This is a genomic window from Rhodoflexus caldus (genome assembly GCF_021206925.1).
Taxonomy (GTDB): domain Bacteria; phylum Bacteroidota; class Bacteroidia; order Cytophagales; family Thermoflexibacteraceae; genus Rhodoflexus; species Rhodoflexus caldus.
Genome location: NZ_JAJPRF010000007.1, coordinates 38,307 through 63,056 on the forward strand (window position 1 = coordinate 38,307; position 24,750 = coordinate 63,056).

Sequence of the window (24,750 nt, forward strand, 5' to 3'; positions counted from 1 at the left end):
GGAAAAATTAAATTTGGTTTTGCGTTGCACCTGTAGGGACAGGGCATGCCCGTTGCACGTCGCCTGTCCCTACGAATATGCTCGCATAAGCCCCTTTGCCAAAAAACAGTAAACCGGTGCAGAAGCATTTCCACACCGGTTTACAAAAATTTAAGGTTTCAGTGATGCCTTAGATTAGTTGAAAGTATAGCGCACACCAAATTGCATACGATACACATCACCAAAGCCTGTAGAAGTAGCATAAGTTGTATTAGGCAATACAGGAGCCGTAGTAGTACCTACGTTTACCAAGCGATAGGTTGGTACGCCCTGTGCGTTTACACCTGCAAAGTTCAACGGAGTAGTAGTGATGATGGTGTTACCTACACCCCACTTGTCATTCAGCAGGTTGCCTACGTTGAATACGTCCCAACGGAATTGCAACTTGTTCTTAGGAGTAACTTTCACGTCAAGTTGCAAGCTGAAGTCTGCACGATAAACCCAAGGCAATATAGCACCGTTGCGCTCGGCATACTGACCACGACGTGAGCTCAGGTATTTATCTTGGTTGATGAATGCATCAAACGCAGCAGCTTGTTCTTCCGGAGTAAACGTACGGTTGCCAATTACCAGAGGCAGGAAAGTCAAATCGCTGGCACGGTTCGGGATGAACAACAGGTCGTTACCGTTCAAACCATCACCGTTCATATCGCCGTTGATGCGGTAGCTGAAACGACCCTGATTGCGTGCTTCGTAGAACAGAGAGGCAGTCAGCGTAACCAGCTTACCAAAGTTTTTGCGATAGTCAATAGAAGAAATCAAACGATGACGCTGGTCGTTATCAGAATAAGACATTTCGGGCAGGTTGTTGCCGCGAACGGTTGGCAGACCAGACCATGAAGAGAATGCAATAGAAGCAGGGTCAATCAGGTTGCGTGAGTCGCCGCGGTTGTAAGCTACCATCACGTTCAGACCAAAGTTAAAGCGCTTCTCTAAGCGGGCAGTGATGTTGTAAGAACGGCCTTGGTTAGTGTTTTTCAGTACAATCGCATCTGTAATGTTCGGGTTAATACGGATAGCGTTGTTCTGGGCAGTACCGGTCAAGCCTGAACCCGGGAAGCGAGGACGGTTGTCAGGGCCGTTGAAAGTAGCAGTAGCTGCTGCACGGTTAGCATCAATATAGTAAGCCTGATTTACATCTTTGCTGTAAATGACCTCCAAAGTACCGATGATACCGCCCGGCAATTTCTGGTCAATCGCGATGTTAGAACGCCATACCTGAGGGAAACGGAAAGATGGGTCGGTTACTGCAATGTTGAAAGAAGAAGGCAGTGTAGGGTTCGCAGGAATATGACGACGAGGATTGGGGTCAAATGGGAAGGCAGTAGTGTTGTCAATGTTAATCAAACCTGTCAATACACCGTTGTTGCCTATCTGGTTAGAAATCCACACGAAAGGAGGACGACCTGAGAAGATACCTGTTCCGCCGCGCACCTGTGTAGTTTGATTCTTGAACACATCCCAGTTGAAGCCTAAGCGAGGCGACCATAAGATGTTAGAGTCAGGCAGTTTAGCTGTGTTGTAACGTACAGTAGCGCCTGTTTCATCGCGGAAGCTCAAATTCTGTACAATAGGGTTGAAGTAACCTGTCTCGGCAAAGAAAGGCACATCTACACGCACGCCGGCAGTTACTTTAAAGTTGTCGGCAGCTTGGATTTCATCTTGCAAGTAAATGCCTGCATATGTTACCTTGGTAGGCTGTACAGGTTCTGCGCCACCGGGAAGAGCTGAGTAGTTCAAGCGATAGTTACGCACTGTTACAGGAGAGGTAGTACGTCCCGGGTCTGCCAAATAAGCGTTGGCGGCAGTATAGAAATCTTGCAAAGAGTTAAACGCGTAGCGACCTTGTGAGAATGGGAAGAACACGTTCACGAATGACAAACGCTCCAAGTTAAAGCCGGCAGTAATGGTGTGCTTACGACCGTAATAAGTGAAGTTGTTTTGCATTTGGAACGTTTTGTAATTCAACTTGTTGTTTGGCGTGAAAGGCTCAAAACCAAAGGTGATATAGGTTGCGCCGCCTTGTGCAATTTCAACCAACGGGAAGAATGAACCACGAGAAGCGCGGTCTTCGTTCTGATAAGTATAGCCGATGATGAAGTTGTTAGAAAACTTGCCTTTAAAGTTAGAGTTCAACTCGGCAATTGCAGAACGGATGTTTTCCAACTGAATGTAGTTAGAGTTCTGATAGTTCAAAGCGTTCAAGTTGCCGCGACGATTACCCAAAACGGTGGTACTGTTACTTACCAAAATATCTGCTTGGGAGTTCAAGTGGTTGTAACGAACGCTCAACTTATGATTGTCGTTGATGTTATAGTCTAAGCGAGCCAAGAATTTGTCGCTGCGGGTTTCGTTGTTATAACCTTCGTAAGGGCCTGTTTCGTAGTTGAAACGAGTGCGCAGGAAGTTGCTCAGTTCGTCGAGGTCAGAGCGCAATACGCGGGTTACGTTACCGCCTACTGTTTCGCCGCCGGCATTAGAACGGAAAGTAGTACCCGGTTCTGTCTGACGCTCCAACTCACCGTTAAGGAAGAAGAATAATTTGTTTTTAATAATCGGGCCGCCAAAACGGAAACCTGTTTGCGTTACGTTAAAGTCGCCGACAATTACATCTTGACCTTTTGCTTTTGTACCAACCAGATTTTTATTGCGGTTGTTGTAGAAAATAGAACCGCTGAATTCGTTGGTTCCGCTGCGGGTTACGGCGTTTACGCCTGCACCAACGAAACCACCCTGACGCACATCATAAGGAGCAAGGTTTACCTGCACTTCTTCAATCGCATCCAGAGAGATAGGAGACTGACCTGTACGGCCGCCGGGCTGGCCTGAAAGACCAAAGCTGTTGTTAAACAATGAACCGTCAATGGTAATATTGTTCAAACGGTTATCCGCACCGCCAAAAGAACCGTTACCGCTTGCCTGAGGAGTCAGACGGGTAAAGTCGTTGATAGAACGGTTCAGCGTAGGCATGGTGGCAATTTGCTCTTTGCCGATGTTAGTAGCAGCACCTGTACGGTCAGAACTGAAAATATCGTTGCGGCTGCCTGTAATCACTACTTCGCCGAGCTCAACGTTATCTTCTTTCATAGTGAAGCTCACATCTGCAGCAGTACCCAGATTCAGGAAAATGTTCTCCTGAGATTGCTCTTTGTAACCCACAAAAGTTACCGTTACTTTATATGGGCCGCCTACACGCATACCCGGGATAGTGTAACGTCCGTCAAGTTGGGTTGCAGTGCCATAACGGGTTCCCGAAGGCACGTGGATGGCTACTACGTTCGCACCCGGCAAGCCCTGACCTTTGTCGTCAAGTACCTTACCTGTCATGGCTGCAGTGGTTACCTGCGCTTGTACAGCTGTTGCAGCAAACAAGCAAAGCAGTGCAGCAAACACATTGAGTAATAATTTTCTGGTCATAAGAATGCTTTTTATTGCGCCGCAAAGTTATGCGTTACAACAAGCATCCGTTGTAGTCCAATGTTAAGAAATTGCTAAATACTCTAAAGCCGACAGCCCCAAGAAGCAGTGCTGTCGGCAATGATGCTGTTTTCAGCTGAGAATCCATCGGAATTTGTATTCCAATTGCGGAGTTTTGATGCGTTCTGCTATACGTTCCAAACGGGCAGGAAGTTGCAAAAGGTATTCTCTGGCTTTCTCGCCGGAGTCTTTTAATTGGGGCAGCCCTTCAATATCCCACTCTTTGAGCAGTTGCCGCAAAATATCCACATAGTCGGTGGCCGTATATACGCCCAGCCGCTGCGCCGCATCTGTAAAGTGCGCAAATGTTTTACCTATCTCTACGCCTATTTCGCGCATGAAGTGAGCGGGCATTACTATTTTCTTGCGCATCATATCCTCAAACGCCAGAATGGCTTCGTTGGGGTCAATCTCAAAAATATGGCGAATGAAAGTAATATAAGCCTTAGCATGACGGGCTTCGTCGGCGGCCACCTGTCCGCAGATTTTGGCAAGCAGCGAATCGCCCTGCTTCTTGGCAATAGATGCCACACGTCGGTGTGAAATATTGGTTGCCAACTCCTGAAAACTGGTATAAATAAAAGTGCGATAAGGGTCATCGCCAATCTGTGTATCAAAGCCGTCAGCAATCAGGTATTGCGTAGAGGCTTCCATTTCGCGCATATTAATTCGCCCTGTCAGGTACAGATAGCGGTTCAACACATCGCCGTGGCGATTCTCTTCGGCCGTCCAGTGCCTTGTCCATGTACGCCAACCACTTTCGCGGTCGGCCTCATGTACACCTTTAACCGTATGAATCCACGACTCATAGCTGGGCAGTGCTTCCTCCGTAATGGTATCCCCAATCAGCACAGCTACTAAATCATAAGAAAGTTCGCGCGCACGCTCCTGCAAACGCTTTACTTCCTCAAAAAAATTTTCCATCGACGCGTTGGGCAAAAGGTCTGCCGGTTGCCAGTTTTCGTCAATCGGACGCAAAAATTCCTTTACATAGCCCAGAATTTTTTTGTCGAGAAATTGCATCACTTCACTTCTCGCAGGCTGAGAAAAACTCATCGTGTTTGTTGGTTACGTACTAAACTAATATTTCCATTTCAACGCCTTTACACAACGGCGCGGGCTTAAAAGTAGAGTGAACTTTGGTGAAATTACGCATTTTGCAATAAATTTGTAGAAATATTTTTTGATGGAAAACTTCGAGTACAATACGGAGCGCAGCCAGCTAATCCTGAAAGAATATGGCCGCAGCGTACAACAAATTGCAGATTATATTGCTTCCAGACCTACCAAAGAAGAGCGCACAGCCCTCTCGCATGTACTCATAGGTCTGATGAAGCAACTCAACCCATCGGTACGGGAAAACATCGAGACTCCGCAACGCATATGGGACCACTTGCACCATATGGCAGGTTATAAATTAGATATAGATGGCCCTTTCCCGCCGCCGCAGCCGGGCGAATTGTTCCAAAAGCCACAAAAAATGCCCTACAATTCCCACGCGATTACCTACCGTCATTACGGCAAAAACGTGGAGTTGATGATTGAAAAAGCCATCAAACTGGAAGACCCCGAAGAACGGAAAGCAGCCGCTATCAGTATTTTCAAACTAATGCGCACTTTTTATGCGGCATGGAACAAAGAAAACACAGAAGACGAAGTAATAGCCGCGCAGTTGCGTGAACTTTCCAACAATCAATTAGATGTGGATATACAATCGCTTCGCTCGGAATATGCTGAAAGAGAACACCGCTACAAGCCACAACATCAACAACACTATTCCGGCCATTCATACGGCAACAACAAGCGCAAAAAAGACAAGCGCAGGAAGTAGGCTGTACGGGCTTTGGTGCGCAGCCTGTTTGGTTGGTTTTTTCTTGCCTATCGCACCCCCGGCCATTATTGGCAGTTGGCATCGCAAATTGCATGTGGTTAGTTTGGCCGCTTATAAGGTATGGGGAACGCTTCTCTTTTGGATGAGCGCATTACCCGTGCGGGTTGTCGGGCGGGAAAACCTCCCCAAAGGACAACCTTACATTATGACCCCCAACCATGTTTCTTATTTGGATGTACCGCTGATGGTACATGCCATCCCACACCTGTTTGTTTTTGTGGGTAAAAGTTCGCTGGCCAAAATCCCTATTTTTGGGTACATCTTTCGTCGGGTACATATTCCCGTCAATCGTTCTAACCCTAAAAGTGGACTGGGTGCTTTGCAAAAAGCCAAAGACCGCCTCGAGCGCGGCCGCAGCGTGCTGATTTTCCCCGAAGGCGGTTTCGGCCGAATTGCTCCGCCAACCCTTGCGCCTTTTAAAGAAGGAGCATTCCGCCTTGCCATTGAAACAGGAGCGCCCATTGTGCCCGTAACCATGCCTTACAATTGGCAAATTCTGCCCGAAAAGTCAGGTTGGCGCGTATTGCGCAAGCAGGCTCTGGTAGTTATACACCCCCCGATAGAAACCAAAGGCCTTACACTTGCCGATGTGGACATGCTCAAAGAGCAGACCTATCAAATTATTGCAGACGAACTTACCCGACATTTTCCGCAATCCGTTATCCGTCATTCATAAACCATGGAAATTACGCCTGAAGCCTTAGAAAAAATCGCCCACTTGGCGCGCTTGCAAGTAGCCCCGCAAGACCGTGAAAAACTATTGGAAAGCCTGAACAAAACAATTGCTTGGGTAGATAAACTCAGCGAGGTAGATACTACGGGCATAGAGCCGCTTACGCACATGACGCACGAGGTCAATCGCCTGCGTAAAGATAAAATTGAACAGACCCTGACACACGAACAGGCACTTTCGCAAGCACCCGACCACGACGCCGATTATTTTCGCGTACCCAAAGTAATTGATTAACAGAGTATTGCAAAAAAGTTACAAAAAACTTTCAGCAAAGGCTTGGTGGATAAAAAACCGCGTTTTACTTTTGTGCCACCAAAAACAACAAGGCGGTGCGGTAGCTCAGTTGGTAGAGCAAAGGACTGAAAATCCTTGTGTCGGGGGTTCGATTCCCTCCCACACCACGAAAGCCTGTAAAAACCCTGTCTGAGGCACTTCTGACAGGGTTTTTTCTTTAAATTCAAGTACACAAGACCGTACACACTTTTTCAAAATAAGCAGTTGAGCAGTTGAAAACCGACCTTCAAATTGCTTGTAAAGTCGGTTAAGCGTTTTTACTGACGATTATTTTTTGGCTTGCTTACATTTGTTTCGGTGTAAGTAAAAAAGTATATGCATCCGCATTTGCCGAAAACCGTACACTTTTACGTACATTTGTAGCCTCATTTTCCCTCAATTTCCATGATTAAGGCTGATAATCAAGTATTTTCCCTCATCCAAAAAGAGTTTGAGCGCCAAACTCACGGCATTGAACTGATTGCTTCCGAAAACTTTGCCTCACCTTATGTGATGCAGGCTATGGGCAGCGTGCTGACCAACAAGTACGCCGAAGGACTGCCCGGCAAGCGCTACTACGGCGGCTGTGAAATAGTTGACCAAATTGAAAACATTGCCATTGAACGCCTCAAACAACTGTTTGGTGCAGCTTGGGCAAATGTGCAACCGCACTCGGGGGCTCAGGCGAATGCGGCCGTCATGCTGGCAGTATTGCAACCCGGCGATAAAATTCTGGGCTTTGACCTCTCGCACGGCGGGCATCTCACCCATGGCTCACCCGTGAACTTCTCGGGAAAACTCTATCAGCCTTCATTTTATGGTGTTGAACGCGAAACGGGACTGATTGACTGGGACAAAGTAGAGGAAACAGCCCTGCGCGAACAGCCTAAACTGATTATCTGCGGCGCTTCGGCTTACTCTCGCGACTGGGATTATGCCCGCCTCCGCGTCATTGCCGACAAAGTGGGTGCCCTGTTGCTGGCCGATATTTCCCATCCTTCCGGACTGATTGCCCGCGGTTTGTTGAATGACCCGCTGCAACATTGCCACATCGTAACTTCCACTACGCATAAAACCCTGCGTGGCCCTCGCGGCGGAATCATTATGATGGGACAGGATTTTGAAAATCCGTTTGGCATCACCAACCCCAAAGGACAGATAAAAATGATGTCCGAACTATTAGACGGTGCTGTTTTCCCCGGCACACAGGGGGGGCCATTGGAACACGTAATTGCTGCCAAAGCCGTAGCCTTCGGCGAAGCCCTTTCCGACAGCTACATGCAATACGTTAAGCGCGTAGCCGAAAACGCACAAGCACTGGCTAAGGCTTTTGTGGACATGGGCTACCACATCATCTCCGGCGGAACAGACAACCACCTGATGCTGATTGACCTGCGCAACAAAGGCATCAGCGGCAAACTGGCAGAAAATACGCTGATTAAAGCCGACATTACCATCAATAAAAACATGGTGCCGTTTGACGACAAGTCGCCGTTTGTTACTTCGGGTATGCGTATCGGTACGCCTGCCATCACTACCCGCGGACTGGTGGCTGCCGATATGCCGCGCATTGCCATGCTAATTGATAAGGCACTGATGAATAATGACAACGATACCATACTTGCCGAAGTGCGCAAAGAAGTAAACAGCTGGATGCAACAGTATCCGTTGTTTGCCGAATCGGAAGAGTTGGTAGCGGCTATGTTCTAACAGCCTGATATACAAAAAACCCGACAGCACCTGCAAACTGTCGGGTTTTTTTCAATTGATGCGTGCTTTATCATTTGCGCGCCGATACCTGCACGATAGCACCGGTATTCTGGTCGTGGAAAGTTCCCTGCAATACGTTGCCCCTGATGCGGAAAGTCCCCTGCCCTGTTGTGCCAAATAGCGTCTGATAATTGACAGTCGCATTGCCCGCCGCATCTACGTACCCTGCCCCGCTTGCCGAAACAAAAGATTCCCCCAAAAAATAGGAATATTCGGTGATTGTAATTTGATTGCCGTTTTGCTCAATCAGGTAATACGCCCCCGTATTATTGCTGTCCATCCATTTGCCGGCAATGTTGGGAATGTTGCCATCGCTGCTGTAACTGCCCGAAGGCGGCGCAGAGGGCTGATGTTGTTTCAGATATTTTTCGCGTTCGCGCAGGTCGTTTACTGCTTCGGTTTCATCGCCGCCATATTGCGACAGCACCTTTTTTTCCTGTTCAGCTTTGAAATTTTCATATTCCATGCGCTGCTTTTCCAACTCTAATTTTTTCTTTTCCACCTCAATCTCTGCCACCTGTTTTTCCAGTTCGGCTTTACCTTTCTCGCTTTCGCTTTGCTGATAGCGATTGAAATAAACAACAACCGCGATAATGGCAACAATAATGCCCACGATTTTATACTTCCCGATGATTGATTCAATGCCATCCATGGTATTTTCAAGGTTTTGAAGTGAAAAAATGATTGAAACAGCAAGCCGGGCAGCGACTTTTCCTAAGTTAAAAATTCTTTCGGGAAAAACAGGGCAGATGAAAAAGAATCCCCAAATTTGCGACAACCAACCTTGGCATATGCAAAACGAAAGCCGCCATCTGATATTAAACAACCGCCAGATTACACAAAAAATCAGGCGCATCGCTTTTGAAATTTGCGAACGCAATTTTGAGGAAAAGGAAATCATCGTGGCAGGAATTGCGCCACAAGGCTACCTCTTTGCAGAACTGTTGTTAGGCGAACTCAAACAAATTCTGCCGATTACGTGGAAACTCGTAAAGTTGAATATAGACAAACAAAATCCTGCCACCAGCCCCGTAACGCTGGATGTGCCTACTGAGCAGTTACACGGCAAAACCATCATTCTGGCAGATGATGTACTTTATACAGGCAGAACTTTTTGCTTTGCCATTCGCTCCATTCTGGACGTACACCCCAAGCGCCTGCAAACGGCGGTGATTGTGGACAGAGGGCATCAGGAATTTCCAATTGCCGCAGATTATGTGGGCTACGCACTTTCTACGACCGTTCGCCAGCACGTAGATGTGCATCTGGATAATCCGCAGCAATTGGCGGTTTACCTGCGATAGAGTAGCAAGTGAGCACTTTAAAACGCGCTTTCAAATCTTCTACTGCCAAGTGTGCAGAGTGTTCTTCCAACGATTATTGATTTCTGCACTTTGGGATTGAAGCTTTGCGAACCCCGCGGTAAAAAAGCATGTGTTAATTTCTTACATCCGTTCAGGTGCCTGAATACCAATCAGTTGCAGGGCAGATTTCAGGACTTTGGCAGTTTGTGCCGAAAGGGCTACGCGCAGGCTTTTCAGAGCCGCATCCGACTCGTTGAAAATGGACAGTTCCGCATAGAAACGGCTGTAAGTTTTCGCCAGTTCATAGGCATAAGCGGCAATCAGTGAAGGTGCGTACTCGTTGGCAGCATCGGCAATGCGCTTTGGATAGGCTGCCAGCGTCTGAATAAGTTCTACCTCTTGCGGTGCAAGCACCGAAGCAGCAGCAAAAGCAGCAGGCGAAGCATCAATGCCCGATGCCTGTGCACGGCGCAAGATAGCCGCAATTTTCGCGTGCGTGTATTGGATATAAACGCCTGTATCCCCTTGAAAATCAATGGATTCTTCGGGGTTGAAGAGCATTTTTTTCTTCGGATCAACGCGCAGCAGGTAGTATTTCAGCGCACCCATTGCCAAGGCATGATACAGTGCTTCGGCTTCTGCACTTTCAAAGTCATCAATTTTGCCCAATTCTTTGGTGCGTTCGCGGGCAATTTTCACCATTTCATCTATCAAATCGTCGGCATCTACTACCGTGCCTTCGCGGCTTTTCATCTTGCCGCTGGGCAGTTCTACCATGCCGTAAGAGAGGTGATAGACTCCGTCGGCGTAGCTTCTGCCGAGTTTTTGCAGGATGAGTTTGAGAACTTTGAAATGATAATCCTGCTCATTACCAACCACATACACCGATTTTTGCATCGGGAAGTCGGCGTACTTCATGTCTGCCGTGCCGAGGTCTTGCGTGATGTAAACCGAGGTGCCGTCGGAACGGAGCAGGAGTTTTTGGTCTAAGCCATCAGCGGTCAAATCTACCCACACCGAGCCGTCTTCTTTCTTGAAAAACAGCCCCTTGGCAAGTCCTTCTTCCACTACGGCTTTGCCGAGCAGGTAAGTATTGCTTTCGTAGTAGGTTTTGTCAAAATCAACGCCCATTTTTTGGTAGGTGGCATCAAAACCTTCGTACACCCAGCCGTTCATGGTTTGCCAAAGTTGTACGATTTCGGGATTGCCTTCTTCCCATTGGCGCAGCATTTCCTGTGCTTCTAACAGTAGCGGGGAGTTTTTGGCGGCTTTTTCGGCTAATTTTTCGGGGTCTTCGTTCGGATAAGCAGCCTTGTACTCTTCCAGCAGTTGCGCAGTTGCTTTCTTGTTTTCGCGGTCAAAAACCACGTAATAATGCCCTACCAAGTGGTCGCCTTTCATACCCGAAGATTGCGGGGTTTCGCCATTGCCGAACTTTTGGTAAGCCAGCATGGACTTGCAGATATGGATGCCGCGGTCGTTTACCAGATTGACCTTCATAACATCGTATCCGTTGGTTTTCAGGATGTTAGACACCGAATAACCTAAGAAAATATTGCGCATGTGCCCCAAGTGCAGCGGCTTGTTCGTATTCGGTGATGAATACTCTACCATCACTTTCTGCCCGTTATTGGCAAAAAGTCCGTAGTTGGGGTTGTTGGCAATTTGTGTCAGGGTCTCAATCCATACGGCTTGCGAAAGCGAGATATTCAGAAAGCCTTTCACCACATTAAACTTCGCTACTTGCGGATTGTGCTGCACAAGGTATTCGCCGATGGTTTGTGCCAACACTTCGGGCTTTTCTTGTACTTTTTTAAGAAAAGGGAAAATCACCAGCGTAACATCGCCCTCAAATTCTTTGCGGGTGGTTTGAAAAGTTATTTCACTGTCCGAAAGTTGGATGTTGAATTTTTCCTCAAAACACTTACTGATGGTTGGAATCAGTGGCAGGGCGATATTCATGTTGATACAGTTTTAGCTTAAATCGTGTGTCGTTAAAATGTCGCGCCCTTTTGCGGTAAAAAGCTATGCCGCAAAATGAGCAAAAGTTTAAAAACGCCAACAGCACAAACAGTATGTGCCTATGCGGCTGCAAAATTAGTGGAAAGCCAACTGAAATACATCAGAAAGCCACTATCTTAGCCATCATTTCCTAAAATCCTGATTATGCGCATTTTTTACACCTTATTTTTCGTGCTGTTGCTGCTGGGCAGTTGCGGCAAAAAGCAGTCTGCCGATTTGATATTGCACAACGGACAGTGCTATTTGCCCGACAGCACTTTTGCCGAAGCAGTAGCTGTTGGCAACGGCAAAATTCTGGCAGTCGGCAGCAGTGCGGATATTTTAGCACAATATGAAGCTGCGGAAGTGCTTGATTTACAGGGCAAGTTGGTGCTGCCCGGCTTACACGATGCACACGTGCACCCAATTGGCGGGGCTACCGAAACGGTACAATGTCAGTTGAGCGGGCTAAACACCATCGCAGAAGTGCGCCAAGCCATTGCCGACTATGTGAAAGCTCACCCCAACGATGAGTGGATACTTGGCAGGGGTTGGGAACTGCACGTATTCCCGCCCGACGGCAATCCTTCGCGTGCCCTGTTGGACAGCATCGCGCCTGACCGCCCTGTGTACCTCAGGTCTTGGGATGGGCACTCCGCATGGGTGAACAGCAAAGGCCTTGAAATGGCAGGCATCACTGCCAAAACTCCCGACCCGCCGCAAGGACGTATTGAAAAAGACAGCAAAGGGCAGCCGTCAGGTACGCTGCGCGAGGAGGCGATGGGCTTGGTAAGCAAGTTGATTCCCAAAGACACCCACGAGCAGCGTGTGAATTTGCTGAAAACTGCCATGCAAAAAATGCACGAATTGGGCATTACAAGTTTTACAGATGCCTCTGCGCCCCTCTCCTACTTGAAAGCCTATGAGGAGCTACACCGCAAAGGTGAATTAAATTCGCGTGTAATCACCTCATTGTCAGTTGGTTTAAATGGCATCGTTCCTGTTGCTTCCTTAGACAGTCTGCGCCGCATCTATACCAAAGACGAGTGGCTGCGGGCAACATGTGTCAAAATTTTTACCGATGGTGTACCCGAAGCACACACGGCAGCGCTGTTAGCCCCCTACGACGACCGCCCCAACGATACAGGCATTTTGAACTATAACCCCGACGAGTTGTGCCGCTACTGCCGACAGTTGGACAGTGCAGGCTTTCAGATTCACTTCCACGCGCTGGGCGATAAGGCAGTGCGCGTTTCCTTGGATGCCGTGGAAGGCAGCAATCCCGCTTTGCGGCACAATATTTCGCATTTGCAGGTAATAGACTCCGCCGACCGCGCGCGGTTTGCCCGCCAACAGGTGGTAGCTAACTTCCAACCTTTTTGGGCAAAAGGCGATTTATTGAATATCAACCTGATTTCCAGAATTTTAGGGCCTAAACGTGCCCGCAGCCAATACCCGATGGCAAGTATTTGGAACACCGGCGCACGGCTGGCAGCAGGCAGCGATTGGCCGGTTTCTACGGTCAATCCGTTTGAGGCTATTCAGGTGGCAATAACCCGTATGCAAATCAATGTGCCGGACGACCACCCGTGGATTCCCGAAGAACGCCTGACTTTGCATCAAATCATCCATGCTTACACGCTGGGCGGCGCTTACCTGATGCATCAGGATAACATTACAGGCAGCATAGCACCGGGCAAAGCAGCGGATTTAATTGTACTTGACCAAAATCTTTTCAAAATACCGCCCGCCGATATTCATAAAACCAAGGTGTTGCTCACTTTGGCAGGCGGCAAGGCCGTACACCGAAAGGGAATTTGATAGCCTTTTTGCCTATATTAGACACCGTTAAACTACAAAAACAATGAAGAAACTCACTTTACTTGGCGTTGCAGTCCTTTTCAGCGCAGCAGTTAATGCGCAGGACAAACCCAAACCCGAAGAAACCGAAGTTTGGGAGCCTGAACCCAAAGTAATTACGGCTCCCGGTATGGGAAAAGCTCCTTCCGATGCTATTTTATTATTTGATGGCAGCAACCTCAACGAATGGGTGAGCGCCAAAGACGGCAGTGCTGCCAAATGGGAAGTAAAAGACGGTATTTTTACCGTTGTGCCGGGCACGGGCGACATCCAGACCAAACGCACCTTTGGCGATTTTCAACTGCACATAGAGTGGCGCTCGCCCGATGAGCCTAATCGCAAAGGGCAGGACAAAGGCAACAGTGGCATATTTATGCAGGGGCGTTATGAAGTGCAGGTTTTGAACTCCTACGAAAACCGCACCTACTCCAACGGGCAGGCGGCAAGCATTTACAAGCAACACATTCCCTTAGTGAATGCCACCTCTAAGCCGGGCGATTGGAATACCTACGACATCATTTACACCGCGCCGCGTTTTCGCAAAAATGGTTCTTTGGAACGACCTGCCTACATAACCGTGCTTCACAACGGAGTGGTTGTACAAAACCATGTGGAAATTCATGGAACGACCGAATACATAGGCGCACCCAAGTACATTGCACACGGCAAAGGCCCTATTTTACTGCAAGACCACAGCAACCCTGTGAGCTACCGCAATATCTGGATTCGGGAAATGTAAACGTACTGCGGCCAACCTTTGCGCCTTTTGCAGCATACAAGATAGCAGCAGTGTGCGCTGAATCTCAAATACAAATTACGCATATGAAATAACGCTGTCGGGAACAATCTCCTGACAGCGTTTGCTATGTAAGGCGGTACTCTTCCCTTGATGTATCGGCAAATGTCCGTAAACTATGCGCCCGATGAATTGCTTCTGTACTTTCCCCAAAAATAAACCGCCGAAACCAGCATCAGCAGCGTGCCAACGATACATACGATATAGCTGCCTTGTATGAAAAACGGCAGCCAACCCGTAGATTGTTGTCCAAAATTTTTATAAAGCAATACCGAAACACTGCCTACATAGCCAAAAGAATCGGCAAGGTAAATCAGGAAACCAACATTGCCCGCATGGCGAAAGGTGGCAATCAGGCGGTCAAACAGCACGCTGTTGAAGGGAACATAGCCCAAGTACAAGCCGAAACCAACGCTGATAATCCACCAAACAGGGGAAACAATGCCTGCCTGAAAACCCAGCGTAGCCAATCCCACAAGCAGAAATCCGCCGCCAATCATGGCGTGGTTGATGAGGAAAGCACGCAAGTTGTCTTTTACCAGCATCATCAGGCTGACGGCTATCATTACGGCCAGCGCAACGGGCGTTTCGGTGAGTGTAAACATCTGCGGTGAGCCGCCGTAGCCCAATGCCTGCCATATTTCGGCAGCGTAGTTATCGCGAAAATCGCGGTAAATGGTGAGCAGGATATATGCCAAAATCAGGCTCAGCAGCCCGAAAGCAAAACGGCGGACAAATGCCAGCCGCTCTGCACCGCTCATAGGTTCGCGACGGGTGCGGGCTGCTTCGTCCTCCGCAGAAGGCGGCGGCAGTTGCTCCAACAACCAGATGAACCCGACCAGCGGCAGCGAAAATCCGACAGCTACGACCAAAGGCATCAGAAACGGGCTGATTCCCAAACTGTTGATTACCCACAGGCCAATGGTTTTGGAAATTCCCGAGGAGAAAATGAAACTCACGGACAACCCTGCCCCCAGCACTTCGGTTACGCGCCGCCCTTCCAAATAACCAATCATCAGCCCCCAACCCATGCCCAAGGGTAAACCGTTGAAAAACAGACAGATAATGTTATAGGGTGGCGGCACAATTGCAAACCCGACCCATGAGGCCAGTGCCACGGCAACCATAATGGCAATGCTTAGCGCCCGTTTGCCCCGCGACATTTCGGCAATCAGTTTAATGCCGATGAATTTGGACAACATATAGCCCAGCACCTGCGCCGTAATCAGCCAGATTTTGTAATCTATCCCCGCAAAAGACAAGCCCTCAAATGTGGCAGCCGTGAAAGGCTTTCGCAAGGCGAAAATGCAGGTATAGGCGCAAAAAGCCGCCCCTGCGGCATAGGCAGAAAAGACGGCGGGAGAGCTTCGGGAAAGCCGCTGTTGCAGTGCTGACGACATATCGGTTGAGTTAATAGTTGCAAAATATACTGCAAATGATTGATACTCAAACTTTGCGATATTTCACACTTTCCATACTTGTATGCTTGCAATGAAATCAACGCGAAAGAAGCGATGCGTTTGAATTTGCGCAGACGGCTTACTTCCTGAAAACCAGCAGTTCATCGCCCAACAGATTTTCCCGCGCTACCATTCTGCCCTGAGGACGCGGTGCAGCGATGCCGTCGCCCATGGGATGCGCTGAACGGAACAGGCGAATTTCATCGTATAAATCCAAAGCAATCAGGGTTTGCAGCAATCGCGGGCCTGCTTCCACCAATACCGACTGTATTTTTCGCTCATACAAATCGGCAAACAGGTCAGTTAAAAATGTACCTGCGGGCAGTTGCTGCCAAATCAGACCGGGCTGCTCTTCGCTGCGGTGCAAGTTGTAGCAGATGGTAGGCTGTGAGCCGTCAAACAGGTGCAAATCGGGTGGCAGTTGCAGGCTGCGGTCAATAACTATGCGGTAGGGCTGGCGGCGGATAATCGGAAAGTCACGCACGTTCAGGCGCGGGTTATCGTGCAGGGCTGTCCCCGCCCCTGTCAGAACGGCATCCTCTTCGCTGCGCCACTTATGCACCAACTGCCGCGAAAGGCGGTTGCTAATCCATACAGGGCGGCGGTCAGCGGCGGCCATCAAGCCATCGGCACTTTCTGCCCATTTCAGGATGATATAGGGGCGTTTGTGGCGCATAAACGTAAAAAAACGGCGATTCATTTCGGCTGCTTCGCGCGCCAGTACACCCGTTTGCACCTCTATGCCTGCCTCTTGTAACTTGCGGATACCGTTGCCGCTCACCAAAGGGTTAATATCTACATTCGCCACAACAACTTTGGGGATGCGGTGGCGCACAATCAGGTCGGCACAGGGAGGCGTTTTACCAAAGTGCGAGCAAGGTTCAAGCGTAACATACAGCGTAGATTCGGACAGCAGTTCAGGATTGGCAACAGCATTCACCGCGTTCACTTCGGCATGTGCCTCGCCGTAGCGCCGATGATAACCTTCTCCAATGATGACTCCGTTGTGTACAATCACACAGCCAACCATCGGGTTAGGGCTAACGCTGCCGCGCCCCAATTGGGCAATAGCCATGGCGCGCTGCATGAAAATTTCGTCCGTATGCACTTTCTAACTGCTTTTTTTGTTTCTTATTCAACTACTGCCGTTTATTATCGGCTGATTTTTCACACTACCCGACTTACTATGATTACTTCAACAGAATTTTTTCGCCTTTCTCTCACTCGGCAATGCACGCTTTTAGATAAGGAAGGCTATTTGTTAGGCAGTCGCCAAAGCAACAATTACAAAGTCAGGCTGTACCTGATTTACGACTTTCTGGTAGAAGTCTATTTTGAAAACGGCGGCTGGATAAGTAGCACCTCCCTACCTGAGCCTTATCTGCTGAACCTGTACCCGCACCATTTTGGCGAGGCATAAGTTTTTTTAAGAATACAGGTTTTTCCACCAAATTCGCTAACAGAGCCTGCAACTTCTGTTAGAAATTTTTACTTATGTACCCCAACAGAAGTTGGGCATTAACTGGCGTAGTATTTTAATTCTTCCCACGTAATGCGCCCTTCGTAGAAGGCTTTCCCGATAATTACGCCGTATAAATCCAGCGGCTGCAAGGCTTCCACATCGGCAATGCTGCCGATACCGCCGCTTGCAATCAGTTGTAAATCAGGAAATTGCTGCATGAGCTCTGCGTACAGTTCGCCTGCTGCGCCCTGCAACATACCGTCGCGGCCAACATCTGTACAAATGGCATACTTCACGCCCTTTGCGATATAGTCGCCGATAAAATCGTTGAGCGGCAGTTCGGTTATCTCCTGCCAACCGCTAACGGCTATCTTACCGTCGCGTGCATCTGCTCCCAAAATGATGCGGTCGCTGCCATAGGTTTGCAGCCAACGGGTAAACATTTCGGGATTTTTAACAGCAATGCTGCCGCCTGTTACTTGCGCTGCTCCGGCATCAAACACGCGGCGAATGTCCTCATCGCTTTGTACGCCGCCGCCAAAATCAATATGCAGCGATGTATGGCGGGCAATGCCTTCCAGCACATGCAAATTGACCACTGTTTTGGCTTTTGCACCGTCCAAATCTACCAGATGCAGGTGCGAAATACCCGCATCTTCAAAACGCTGCGCCACTTCCACGGGGTTGTCGTGGTAAACCGTCATTTTTTGATAGTCGCCCTGTGTCAGGCGTACACATTTGCCACCAATCAGGTCTATGGCAGGTATCAAATACATGGTATAAAATATTTAGTGTGATTGACAGGTTGCTTGCAAGAACGTTTAAGGGCTGCCATACCTGACAACCCTTGCTGTTTTTGGCAATGAATTAATCAATCAAGCGTTTAGTAATAACATCGTAGCTGTCAATGCGGCGGTCGCGGAGGAACGGCCAGTGCGTGCGGTAGTAGTCGCTTTGTTCTAAGTCAATGGTTTGCACGTGGACTTCTTCCTTGTCATGGCTGGCTTGATACAACACTTTGCCGTAGGCATTGGCCACAAAAGAGCCGCCCCAAAACAGCATGTCGCCCTCCTGACCAACGCGGTTTACCGAAACCACAGGCACGCCGTTGGCAATGGCATGGCTGCGTTGAATGGTTTGCCAGGCACTGTATTGGTCTTGGTTCACCTCTTCGGTTTGCGAAACAGCCCAGCCGATAGCCGTCGGGTAAAACAGAATTTCAGCTCCCATCAGTGCGGTAATGCGCGCTGCTTCGGGATACCATTGGTCCCAGCAAATAAGGATACCCAACTTGCCGAATTTGGTGTCAAATACTTTGTAGCCCAAATCGCCGGGGGTGAAATAGAATTTTTCATAATAGCCGGGGTCATCGGGGATGTGCATTTTGCGATACTTGCCCAAATAGCTGCCGTCAGCATCAATCACAGCCGTTGTGTTATGGTACAAGCCCTGTGCACGTTTTTCAAACAGGGAAGCAATCACCACAATGCCAAGTTCTTTGGCAAGCGCCTGAAACTGCTCGGTAGTAGGCCCCGGAATAGCCTCTGCAAGTTTAAAATTGTCATAATCTTCTACATCACAGAAGTAGAGCGAAGTAAAAAGCTCCTGTAAACAAACAATTTGAGCGCCTTTTTGAGCGGCTTCGCGCGTTTTTTCCAACGCTTTGGCAATATTAGCGGCTTTGTCTGCTGTGCAGCTCATCTGCACCAAGCCTACACGAACTTGTTTCACGGTTGCGGAATAAAATTTTTGCCGCAAAGATAGCATTTGGCAGCATTAAAATTGCCGAAATATAATTGGCTGTAAATCATACAATTGTAATATTAACGCATTGTTACGGTTGCAAAAAAGCGCCGTTAGAGGCAAATTTGCACTATGGAGAAACGTTGGGTAGTCAAGCCCGTCCCCGAACAGGAGCAAATTGCAGCTCTCGCATCCGCCATTAATGTAAGTGCGCCGCTGGCAACTTTGTTGCTGCAACGCGGTGTGCGTACTTTTGAGGAAGCACGTGCGTTTTTCCGTCTTTCCTTAGACCAGTTGCACGACCCTTTCCTGATGAAGGACATGGACAAAGCCGTGTGGCGACTGGAAGAAGCTATACGCAACGGGGAGCGCATCCTTATCTATGGCGATTACGACGTGGACGGCACCACTTCCGTGGCCATGTTCTACACCTTTTTGCGGCGTTATTACGGCAACGTGCTGTTCTATACGCCCGACCGCTATACGGAAGGTTACGGTATTTCCATTACCGGCATTGACTGGGCAAAAGAACAGGGTATTTCGCTGATAATCAGCCTTGATTGCGGCATTAAGTCGCATCGTGCAATTGGCTATGCCGCCGACTTGGGCATAGACTTCATCGTTTGCGACCACCACCTGCCGGGCGATACGCTGCCCCCTGCCTATGCCATTTTAGACCCCAAACGCGCCGATTGCGAATATCCTTACAAAGAACTTTCGGGCTGTGGCGTTGGGTTTAAGTTTCTTCATGCCTTCTCCATCAGCAACAATCTGCCCACCGAGTGGCTGTTCAGTTTCTTAGACCTGGTGGCCGTGAGCATTGCCGCTGACATCGTACCGATTACGGGCGAAAACCGCGTTTTGGCACATTTCGGCCTGAAACAACTCAACAGCAATCCGCGACCGGGCTTAAAAGCGCTGATAGATATTTCCGACCTGCGCGGCGAAATTGAAGTGGCCAATATTGTTTTCGGTATCGGCCCCCGCATCAATGCCGTTGGACGGGTGGCACATGCCAGCCATGCCATCCGTCTGCTTTCCTCCGATAACTTGCAAGAAGCGGTAGCACTGGCCGCCGTAGCCAATGCCAACAACGAAGAGCGCCGCGAGTTTGACTCCAACATTACCCGCGAAGCCATTGAAATGATAGAACAGCATTTTCCTGACCGAAAAAGCACCGTACTGTTCAAAGAAAATTGGCATAAAGGAGTAATTGGCATTGTGGCGGCACGCTGCATTGAGAAATTCTACCGCCCGACAATTATTCTGACCCAGAGCGACGAAAAAGCCACAGGTTCTGCCCGTTCCATTGTCGGTTTTGATATTTACGAAGCCATCGCCGAATGTGCCGACCTGCTGGAACAGTACGGCGGACACAAGTATGCAGCAGGCTTAACCATGCCTATTGCCAACTTGCAGGCCTTTCAGGAGCGATTTGAGCAAATTGTTGCCGCCAATCTGCGCGAAGAAGACATGTACCCGCAAATTGAAGTGGATTTAGAGGTGTCGTTGTCGCAGATTTCCTTTAAATTCCTGAATATCATCCGCCAAATGGCACCTTTCGGGCCGCAGAATATGCAACCTGTACTGGTGGCTCGGCGCGTGCAAGTATTGCCCGAAAGCGTGCGCGTACTGAAAGATATTCACCTCAAATTTGCCGTCCGTCAGGATGATTCCGTTGTTTACGATGTGATAGGTTTCAGCATGGCACCTGATTATGAGGCGATTGTACGCAGCGAGCAACCCATAGACATTGCCTTCAATTTACAGGAAAACGACTACAAAGGCCGCAAGTCGCTCCAATTGTTGCTGCGCGATGTGCATCTGTCGCAATAGCAACCCACAACACGGTTGCTCCGCAACGCTGTGTGTGCTACGGATTACAGGCGGATTTCGCAGGGTTCTTTTTGGTTAAAAAACTACAATCAACATTTTTGCCCGTTATTATCCGCCAAAATCTGCTTGCTGCGTGTTTGGGTGATGTTTTTCAGCTTGCTCAACCGCCTTTTTTCTTGTTGAATTGCGTGGTTCGTAATCCAATACCTATCCCGAGATGCCATCTCCCATCGGTTGATGCAGTTCTGGCATTGTAATAAGCGGGCACTTGCAACGCCAAAGCCTTGTAGCAAAAAGTAAGTCCCATTCCCAGCGCCGGCGTAACAAAAGCATTTTTGGGTGTTGCGTGGTCTTGTTTAAAACGCAAAGACGGCAACATGCCTAATATAATCCGTAAATTCCCTTTGGTAATATTGATGTTAGGGCCTGTACAGTTTAAGAAGCCCCCATCGTTTACATAACCGCCAACAATAATTCCATCGTATAAAAAAAGTTGCGCTTTACCATTGGTAGCACTTTGCGCATGAATTGTGTAAGTAAGTAATGCCAGTAATACCGATAGTGTAAACTTTTTCATAAAAAATCAAGCCGCTACTCGTAACATGGCAGATTGATAAAATGTTTTCAGAATTTGCTTCATCTGTTCATATTCCACCAAAAAGCCATCATGCCCAAAAATAGAATCTATTTCTGCATAGACAGCATCGGGAATGTAGTGTGCCATCAATTTTTGTTCCGCAGGAGGAAACAGAATGTCGGATGAAATACCTATTACCAGTGTTTTAGAGCGAACAGTGGCAAGAACTTGGTCAATTTCACCGCGTCCCCGCGCTATATTGTGACTGTCCATGGCCTGCGAAAGCCGCAAGTACGCAATTGTATTGAATCGCTTCGTCAGTTTTTCGCCCTGATATTGCACATAACCTGCCGCCCTGAATCCCTTTAATTTTTCGTTGGTGTCTTCATGCTGGCGCAACTGATAGGCTTCATAGTTCCGATAGGAAAGCAAAGCAATGGCTCGCGCCGCTTTTAACCCGTGCAAACCTGCATCGGGGCGCGGCTCGCACCAAGTCGGGTCGGCATAAATGGCCATGCGCTGTGCTTCATTAAAGGCTATGCCCCAAGGGGAATGGCAAGCATTGGAAGCCAGCAAAATCAGATGTTGAATCAAAAGCGGCTGCGAAATTGCCCACTCCAAAGCCTGCTGACCGCCCAAAGAACCGCCAATACAGGTGTGAATCTGCGTGATATTCAAATACTTGCGCAAAAGCTCATGCGCACGTACCATATCGCGGATGGTTACTTCGGGAAAGTCGGCGTAGTAATGGCCGCCCGTCAGAGGATTGACAGAAAGAGGCCCTGTACTGCCATAGCAAGAGCCAATAACATTGGCACAAACAATAAAGTACTCTTGCGGGTCATAAAAACAGCCTTCCCCAATCAGGCCGTTCCACCAGTCGGCCGCATCTGCATTGCCGGTAAGTGCATGACACACCCATATAACGTTATCGCGCGTTTCGTTGAGCACGCCCAACGTAGTATAAGCAATTTGTAGCTGTGGCAAAACAGCCCCCTGCTCCAATGCAAAAGGCTGATTTGATTCAAAAACATATGTGCGGGACTTTGTTTCCATAAACCTGATTTTCCGGAACGCTTGGGGCGCAGGGGTTTGCGTTGCCTTATCCACTTTTTTGCAAACCCCGCACCCGTTGCAATTACTTGATTATCAACACTATTAAACCAAAACTCCTTCCGGTTCCGTTACCTTCACCAGCGCTTGTTCAATATCGTTAATGATATCGTCCACGTGCTCAATACCTACCGAAAGGCGTAGCAAGGTCGGTTGCACACCTGCGGCCAACTGTTCCTTATCGGAAAGTTGCTGATGCGTAGTAGAAGCGGGATGAATAATCAGCGTTTTGGCATCGCCCACGTTGGCAAGATGGCTGATAAGTTGCAGATTATTCACAAACTCGGCTGCACGCTCGCGGCTGCCTTTCAGAGTAAAAGTCAGCACACCTCCAAACCCTTTTTTTAGGTATTTGCGTGCAATTTGATGGAACGGACTGCTTGGTAAACCCGGGTAATTAACAGATGCCACTTCGGGGTGCGCTTCCAACCAGCGGGCAATTTTCAGCGCATTTTCTACTGTTCGCTCCACTCGCAGCGAAAGCGTTTCCAAACCTTGCAGCAACAAAAATGAGTTAAAAGGGCTTAAAGCAGGGCCAAAGTCGCGCAGACCTTCTACACGAGCGCGGATGATAAACGCAATGTTGCCAAACGGGCTGTTGCTGCCAAAAACTTCCCAAAAATTTAATCCGTGATAGCCTTCGGCAGGCTCGGAGAATTGCGGAAACTTGCCGTTGCCCCAGTTATAGTTGCCGCCATCTACAATAACGCCGCCGATGCTGGTTCCATGGCCGCCAATCCATTTGGTCGCAGAAGCCACCACAACATTAGCTCCGTATTCAAGCGGGCGAAACAGATAGCCGCCTGCCCCAAACGTATTATCCACAATCAGGGGCAGGTCGTACTTGCGTGCCAGTGCTGCCACCTTTTCAAAATCGGGTACGCTGAAAGCACCGTTGCCAATTGTTTCTACATAAATAGCTTTTGAGTTGGCATCTATCTGTGCCTCCAAATCCTCGGCGCTGTCGCTGTCGGCAAATTTTACTGTAATGCCTAATCTTTTAAAAGCAACTTTGAATTGGTTGTAAGTTCCGCCATACAGATACGGACTGCTAACAAAATTATCGCCTGCCTGTAAAATATTATTCAGTGCAATAAACTGCGCTGCCTGCCCCGAACCGACTGCCAAAGCAGCTACACCGCCTTCCAAGGCAGCAATGCGCTTCTCAAAAACATCGGTTGTAGGGTTCATGATGCGGGTGTAAATGTTTCCAAACTCTTTGAGCGCGAACAAGTTAGCACCATGTTCGGAGTCTTTGAAAACATAGGAAGTAGTCTGATAAATAGGCACTGCCCGCGAACGCGTAGTCGGGTCAATGTCTTGTCCGGCATGAAGCTGGAGCGTCTCGAAATGAAGTGATTTTGACATGGTTTGTTAATTAATTAAAACGAAATGAAGAAATTATAAGAAAGATGTAAACGTAAAGCACTGCAACGGCAGCGCCTAAGCCCATAGGGGGGTAATCAGCTAAACAACAGGAGAATTAGCAACAACAGCAGCAACAGCACATTCGCATGGAAATGCTGCCGATAATTGGAGAAACAGTAGGTGCGGAAACCAAAAAAGCCGAAAGATATTCGGCCACTGATGCAGATGGAAAATAAGAATGAAAGATGTTGCCCTGAGCGTTCATAACAGCAATTAATTTATATTTCCCTGATTGGGTTAGGAATTAGCACCTTGAAAATTTCAGGTTGCTAAGGGTTCACAGAGCCTAATCTCTCCCCCTTTCTTTATAAATCAACTGCCTGAGCAATTGACTGATACTACAAAGGAATGAAGTACATTTGTCAATTCCAAATTTTGCAAGCGTTTTTTGAAAAAAATTCAACAAACAGCCCATTCTATTGTTCCGACAAATACTTGTGGATTTTGTTGTAAATATAGTCGGCGTTTAAGTCCACACCGCTTACTGCCACTTCGGCTTGGTCATAGTACGGGAACCGCTTTTGGTATAATTCCTTTAACTTCTCGAGCATGTCCTCCGCATCTGCTGTTGCCAACAGTGGTCGCTCCTGTTGTTGCCGTTCAACTCTGCCGGCAATGATTGAAAGCGGAATATTGATAAAAACAGCCAAACCGTGCTTATTGATTTGCTCCATATTGTCATAGAAGCAAGGCGTTCCGCCGCCGGTTGCAATAACACAGCGCGACATTTTGAAAGTACTGTGCAATGCTTGCTTTTCCTTTTCGCGAAAATAATCTTCACCTTTCTGCGCGAAAATATCGGCAATACTCATCTGTTCCTGCTCGGCAATCAGCTCGTCCAAGTCTACAAAATGGTAGGCCATCCGACTGGCCAACAACCTGCCTAAGGTGGTCTTTCCGGAACCCGGCATACCCACTAAATAAATACGTGAAGGAATCATTCAACAATCATCGGGTTTGCATTTCGGCAAGCAATATACAAAAGGG

The 24,750-nt window shown here is 48.3% G+C and carries 21 protein-coding genes, 1 tRNA gene and 1 riboswitch; of the genes, 10 read left to right on the top strand and 12 right to left on the bottom strand.

Annotation, left to right across the window (positions count from 1 at the left end; genetic code table 11):
- Window positions 1-174: 174 nt before the first annotated feature.
- Both NDK19_RS09660 and NDK19_RS09665 read right to left on the bottom strand, forming a co-directional pair.
- Complete coding sequence (locus NDK19_RS09660; RefSeq protein ID WP_250631673.1) at window positions 175-3,456, bottom strand: TonB-dependent receptor; 3,282 nt, start codon at window positions 3,454-3,456, stop codon at window positions 175-177.
- A 132-nt stretch (window positions 3,457-3,588) separates the two neighbouring features.
- Window positions 3,589-4,572 carry an acyl-ACP desaturase gene (locus NDK19_RS09665; protein ID WP_250631674.1) on the bottom strand — a complete coding sequence of 328 codons (984 nt, stop codon included), beginning with the start codon at window positions 4,570-4,572 and terminating at the stop codon, window positions 3,589-3,591.
- Window positions 4,573-4,702: 130 nt separating this feature from the next.
- On the opposite strand from NDK19_RS09665, the gene NDK19_RS09670 reads away from it, so the two are divergent.
- The 5 genes from NDK19_RS09670 (at window position 4,703) to NDK19_RS09690 (ending at window position 8,123) form a co-directional block, all read left to right on the top strand.
- On the top strand, window positions 4,703-5,347 hold the full coding sequence (locus NDK19_RS09670; RefSeq protein ID WP_250631675.1) for a DUF4290 domain-containing protein: 645 nt from the start codon (window positions 4,703-4,705) through the stop codon (window positions 5,345-5,347).
- Complete coding sequence (locus tag NDK19_RS09675) at window positions 5,247-6,083, top strand: lysophospholipid acyltransferase family protein (protein ID WP_250631676.1); 837 nt, start codon at window positions 5,247-5,249, stop codon at window positions 6,081-6,083. The genes NDK19_RS09670 and NDK19_RS09675 overlap by 101 nt, the downstream gene beginning before the upstream one ends.
- Window positions 6,084-6,086: 3 nt before the next feature.
- Entirely contained in the window at window positions 6,087-6,374 is a 288-nt protein-coding gene (gene gatC, locus NDK19_RS09680; RefSeq protein WP_250631677.1) for an Asp-tRNA(Asn)/Glu-tRNA(Gln) amidotransferase subunit GatC, read from the top strand.
- 94 nt (window positions 6,375-6,468) lie between these two features.
- Window positions 6,469-6,541: transfer RNA gene (locus NDK19_RS09685), tRNA-Phe, on the top strand.
- Window positions 6,542-6,818: 277 nt separating this feature from the next.
- Window positions 6,819-8,123, top strand: a complete 1,305-nt coding sequence (locus NDK19_RS09690) for a serine hydroxymethyltransferase (protein WP_250631678.1) — start codon at window positions 6,819-6,821, stop codon at window positions 8,121-8,123.
- Window positions 8,124-8,193: 70 nt separating this feature from the next.
- Here the strand turns inward: NDK19_RS09690 and NDK19_RS09695 are convergent, their stop codons facing one another.
- Window positions 8,194-8,835: a coiled-coil domain-containing protein gene (locus NDK19_RS09695; protein ID WP_250631679.1), complete on the bottom strand. Its 642-nt coding sequence runs from the start codon at window positions 8,833-8,835 to the stop codon at window positions 8,194-8,196.
- A 97-nt stretch (window positions 8,836-8,932) separates the two neighbouring features.
- On the opposite strand from NDK19_RS09695, the gene NDK19_RS09700 reads away from it, so the two are divergent.
- Window positions 8,933-9,487, top strand: coding sequence for a phosphoribosyltransferase family protein (locus NDK19_RS09700; protein WP_250631680.1), 555 nt, complete (start codon window positions 8,933-8,935; stop codon window positions 9,485-9,487).
- Window positions 9,488-9,628: 141 nt separating this feature from the next.
- On the opposite strand, the gene argS is transcribed toward NDK19_RS09700, so the two are convergent.
- Complete coding sequence (gene argS / locus NDK19_RS09705) at window positions 9,629-11,449, bottom strand: arginine--tRNA ligase (protein WP_250631681.1); 1,821 nt, start codon at window positions 11,447-11,449, stop codon at window positions 9,629-9,631.
- Window positions 11,450-11,653: 204 nt separating this feature from the next.
- Between argS and NDK19_RS09710 the strand changes: the two genes are divergently transcribed.
- The gene (locus NDK19_RS09710) at window positions 11,654-13,309 is read left to right on the top strand and encodes an amidohydrolase (protein ID WP_250631682.1); all 1,656 of its coding nucleotides are present in this window, start codon (window positions 11,654-11,656) and stop codon (window positions 13,307-13,309) included.
- A 43-nt stretch (window positions 13,310-13,352) separates the two neighbouring features.
- The gene (locus NDK19_RS09715; RefSeq protein ID WP_250631683.1) at window positions 13,353-14,087 is read left to right on the top strand and encodes a 3-keto-disaccharide hydrolase; all 735 of its coding nucleotides are present in this window, start codon (window positions 13,353-13,355) and stop codon (window positions 14,085-14,087) included.
- 173 nt (window positions 14,088-14,260) lie between these two features.
- On the opposite strand, the gene NDK19_RS09720 is transcribed toward NDK19_RS09715, so the two are convergent.
- Together NDK19_RS09720 and ribD are read right to left on the bottom strand one after the other, a co-directional pair.
- Window positions 14,261-15,544 (bottom strand): DUF5690 family protein, encoded by a 1,284-nt coding sequence (locus NDK19_RS09720; RefSeq protein ID WP_250631684.1) that lies wholly within the window; start codon window positions 15,542-15,544, stop codon window positions 14,261-14,263.
- Window positions 15,545-15,683: 139 nt separating this feature from the next.
- The gene (gene ribD / locus NDK19_RS09725) at window positions 15,684-16,712 is read right to left on the bottom strand and encodes a bifunctional diaminohydroxyphosphoribosylaminopyrimidine deaminase/5-amino-6-(5-phosphoribosylamino)uracil reductase RibD (RefSeq protein WP_250631685.1); all 1,029 of its coding nucleotides are present in this window, start codon (window positions 16,710-16,712) and stop codon (window positions 15,684-15,686) included.
- 78 nt (window positions 16,713-16,790) lie between these two features.
- On the opposite strand from ribD, the gene NDK19_RS09730 reads away from it, so the two are divergent.
- Window positions 16,791-17,024, top strand: a complete 234-nt coding sequence (locus NDK19_RS09730) for a hypothetical protein (protein ID WP_250631686.1) — start codon at window positions 16,791-16,793, stop codon at window positions 17,022-17,024.
- Between the two features lie 98 nt (window positions 17,025-17,122).
- Here NDK19_RS09730 and hisA read toward each other — a convergent pair whose 3' ends face one another.
- Complete coding sequence (gene hisA, locus NDK19_RS09735; protein WP_250631687.1) at window positions 17,123-17,842, bottom strand: 1-(5-phosphoribosyl)-5-[(5-phosphoribosylamino)methylideneamino]imidazole-4-carboxamide isomerase; 720 nt, start codon at window positions 17,840-17,842, stop codon at window positions 17,123-17,125.
- A 91-nt stretch (window positions 17,843-17,933) separates the two neighbouring features.
- Entirely contained in the window at window positions 17,934-18,833 is a 900-nt protein-coding gene (locus NDK19_RS09740; protein ID WP_250631688.1) for a carbon-nitrogen hydrolase, read from the bottom strand.
- A gap of 108 nt (window positions 18,834-18,941) precedes the next feature.
- Between NDK19_RS09740 and recJ the strand changes: the two genes are divergently transcribed.
- Complete coding sequence (gene recJ / locus NDK19_RS09745; protein WP_250631689.1) at window positions 18,942-20,645, top strand: single-stranded-DNA-specific exonuclease RecJ; 1,704 nt, start codon at window positions 18,942-18,944, stop codon at window positions 20,643-20,645.
- 160 nt (window positions 20,646-20,805) lie between these two features.
- On the opposite strand, the gene NDK19_RS09750 is transcribed toward recJ, so the two are convergent.
- From NDK19_RS09750 to NDK19_RS09765, 4 genes are all read right to left on the bottom strand, one after another.
- Window positions 20,806-21,222, bottom strand: coding sequence for a hypothetical protein (locus NDK19_RS09750; RefSeq protein WP_250631690.1), 417 nt, complete (start codon window positions 21,220-21,222; stop codon window positions 20,806-20,808).
- A gap of 6 nt (window positions 21,223-21,228) precedes the next feature.
- The gene (gene metX, locus NDK19_RS09755; RefSeq protein WP_250631691.1) at window positions 21,229-22,278 is read right to left on the bottom strand and encodes a homoserine O-acetyltransferase MetX; all 1,050 of its coding nucleotides are present in this window, start codon (window positions 22,276-22,278) and stop codon (window positions 21,229-21,231) included.
- A gap of 102 nt (window positions 22,279-22,380) precedes the next feature.
- Window positions 22,381-23,703, bottom strand: a complete 1,323-nt coding sequence (locus NDK19_RS09760) for an O-acetylhomoserine aminocarboxypropyltransferase/cysteine synthase family protein (protein WP_250631692.1) — start codon at window positions 23,701-23,703, stop codon at window positions 22,381-22,383.
- 275 nt (window positions 23,704-23,978) lie between these two features.
- A riboswitch (SAM riboswitch) is annotated at window positions 23,979-24,077 on the bottom strand.
- A gap of 102 nt (window positions 24,078-24,179) precedes the next feature.
- Window positions 24,180-24,704, bottom strand: a complete 525-nt coding sequence (locus tag NDK19_RS09765; RefSeq protein WP_250631693.1) for a shikimate kinase — start codon at window positions 24,702-24,704, stop codon at window positions 24,180-24,182.
- Window positions 24,705-24,750 lie beyond the last annotated feature (46 nt).

Coding starts and splice junctions, on each gene's coding strand:
- NDK19_RS09700 (WP_250631680.1), top strand. CDS start 8,933: ATGAAAAAGAATCCCCAAATTTGCGACAACCAACCTTGGCATATGCAA.
- recJ (WP_250631689.1), top strand. CDS start 18,942: ATGGAGAAACGTTGGGTAGTCAAGCCCGTCCCCGAACAGGAGCAAATT.
- NDK19_RS09760 (WP_250631692.1), bottom strand. CDS start 23,703: ATGTCAAAATCACTTCATTTCGAGACGCTCCAGCTTCATGCCGGACAA.
- NDK19_RS09675 (WP_250631676.1), top strand. CDS start 5,247: ATGCTGAAAGAGAACACCGCTACAAGCCACAACATCAACAACACTATT.
- NDK19_RS09670 (WP_250631675.1), top strand. CDS start 4,703: ATGGAAAACTTCGAGTACAATACGGAGCGCAGCCAGCTAATCCTGAAA.
- NDK19_RS09695 (WP_250631679.1), bottom strand. CDS start 8,835: ATGGATGGCATTGAATCAATCATCGGGAAGTATAAAATCGTGGGCATT.
- NDK19_RS09720 (WP_250631684.1), bottom strand. CDS start 15,544: ATGTCGTCAGCACTGCAACAGCGGCTTTCCCGAAGCTCTCCCGCCGTC.
- NDK19_RS09730 (WP_250631686.1), top strand. CDS start 16,791: ATGATTACTTCAACAGAATTTTTTCGCCTTTCTCTCACTCGGCAATGC.
- argS (WP_250631681.1), bottom strand. CDS start 11,449: ATGAATATCGCCCTGCCACTGATTCCAACCATCAGTAAGTGTTTTGAG.
- hisA (WP_250631687.1), bottom strand. CDS start 17,842: ATGTATTTGATACCTGCCATAGACCTGATTGGTGGCAAATGTGTACGC.
- NDK19_RS09690 (WP_250631678.1), top strand. CDS start 6,819: ATGATTAAGGCTGATAATCAAGTATTTTCCCTCATCCAAAAAGAGTTT.
- NDK19_RS09710 (WP_250631682.1), top strand. CDS start 11,654: ATGCGCATTTTTTACACCTTATTTTTCGTGCTGTTGCTGCTGGGCAGT.
- NDK19_RS09740 (WP_250631688.1), bottom strand. CDS start 18,833: ATGCTATCTTTGCGGCAAAAATTTTATTCCGCAACCGTGAAACAAGTT.
- NDK19_RS09660 (WP_250631673.1), bottom strand. CDS start 3,456: ATGACCAGAAAATTATTACTCAATGTGTTTGCTGCACTGCTTTGCTTG.
- metX (WP_250631691.1), bottom strand. CDS start 22,278: ATGGAAACAAAGTCCCGCACATATGTTTTTGAATCAAATCAGCCTTTT.
- NDK19_RS09765 (WP_250631693.1), bottom strand. CDS start 24,704: ATGATTCCTTCACGTATTTATTTAGTGGGTATGCCGGGTTCCGGAAAG.
- NDK19_RS09715 (WP_250631683.1), top strand. CDS start 13,353: ATGAAGAAACTCACTTTACTTGGCGTTGCAGTCCTTTTCAGCGCAGCA.
- gatC (WP_250631677.1), top strand. CDS start 6,087: ATGGAAATTACGCCTGAAGCCTTAGAAAAAATCGCCCACTTGGCGCGC.
- NDK19_RS09750 (WP_250631690.1), bottom strand. CDS start 21,222: ATGAAAAAGTTTACACTATCGGTATTACTGGCATTACTTACTTACACA.
- NDK19_RS09665 (WP_250631674.1), bottom strand. CDS start 4,572: ATGAGTTTTTCTCAGCCTGCGAGAAGTGAAGTGATGCAATTTCTCGAC.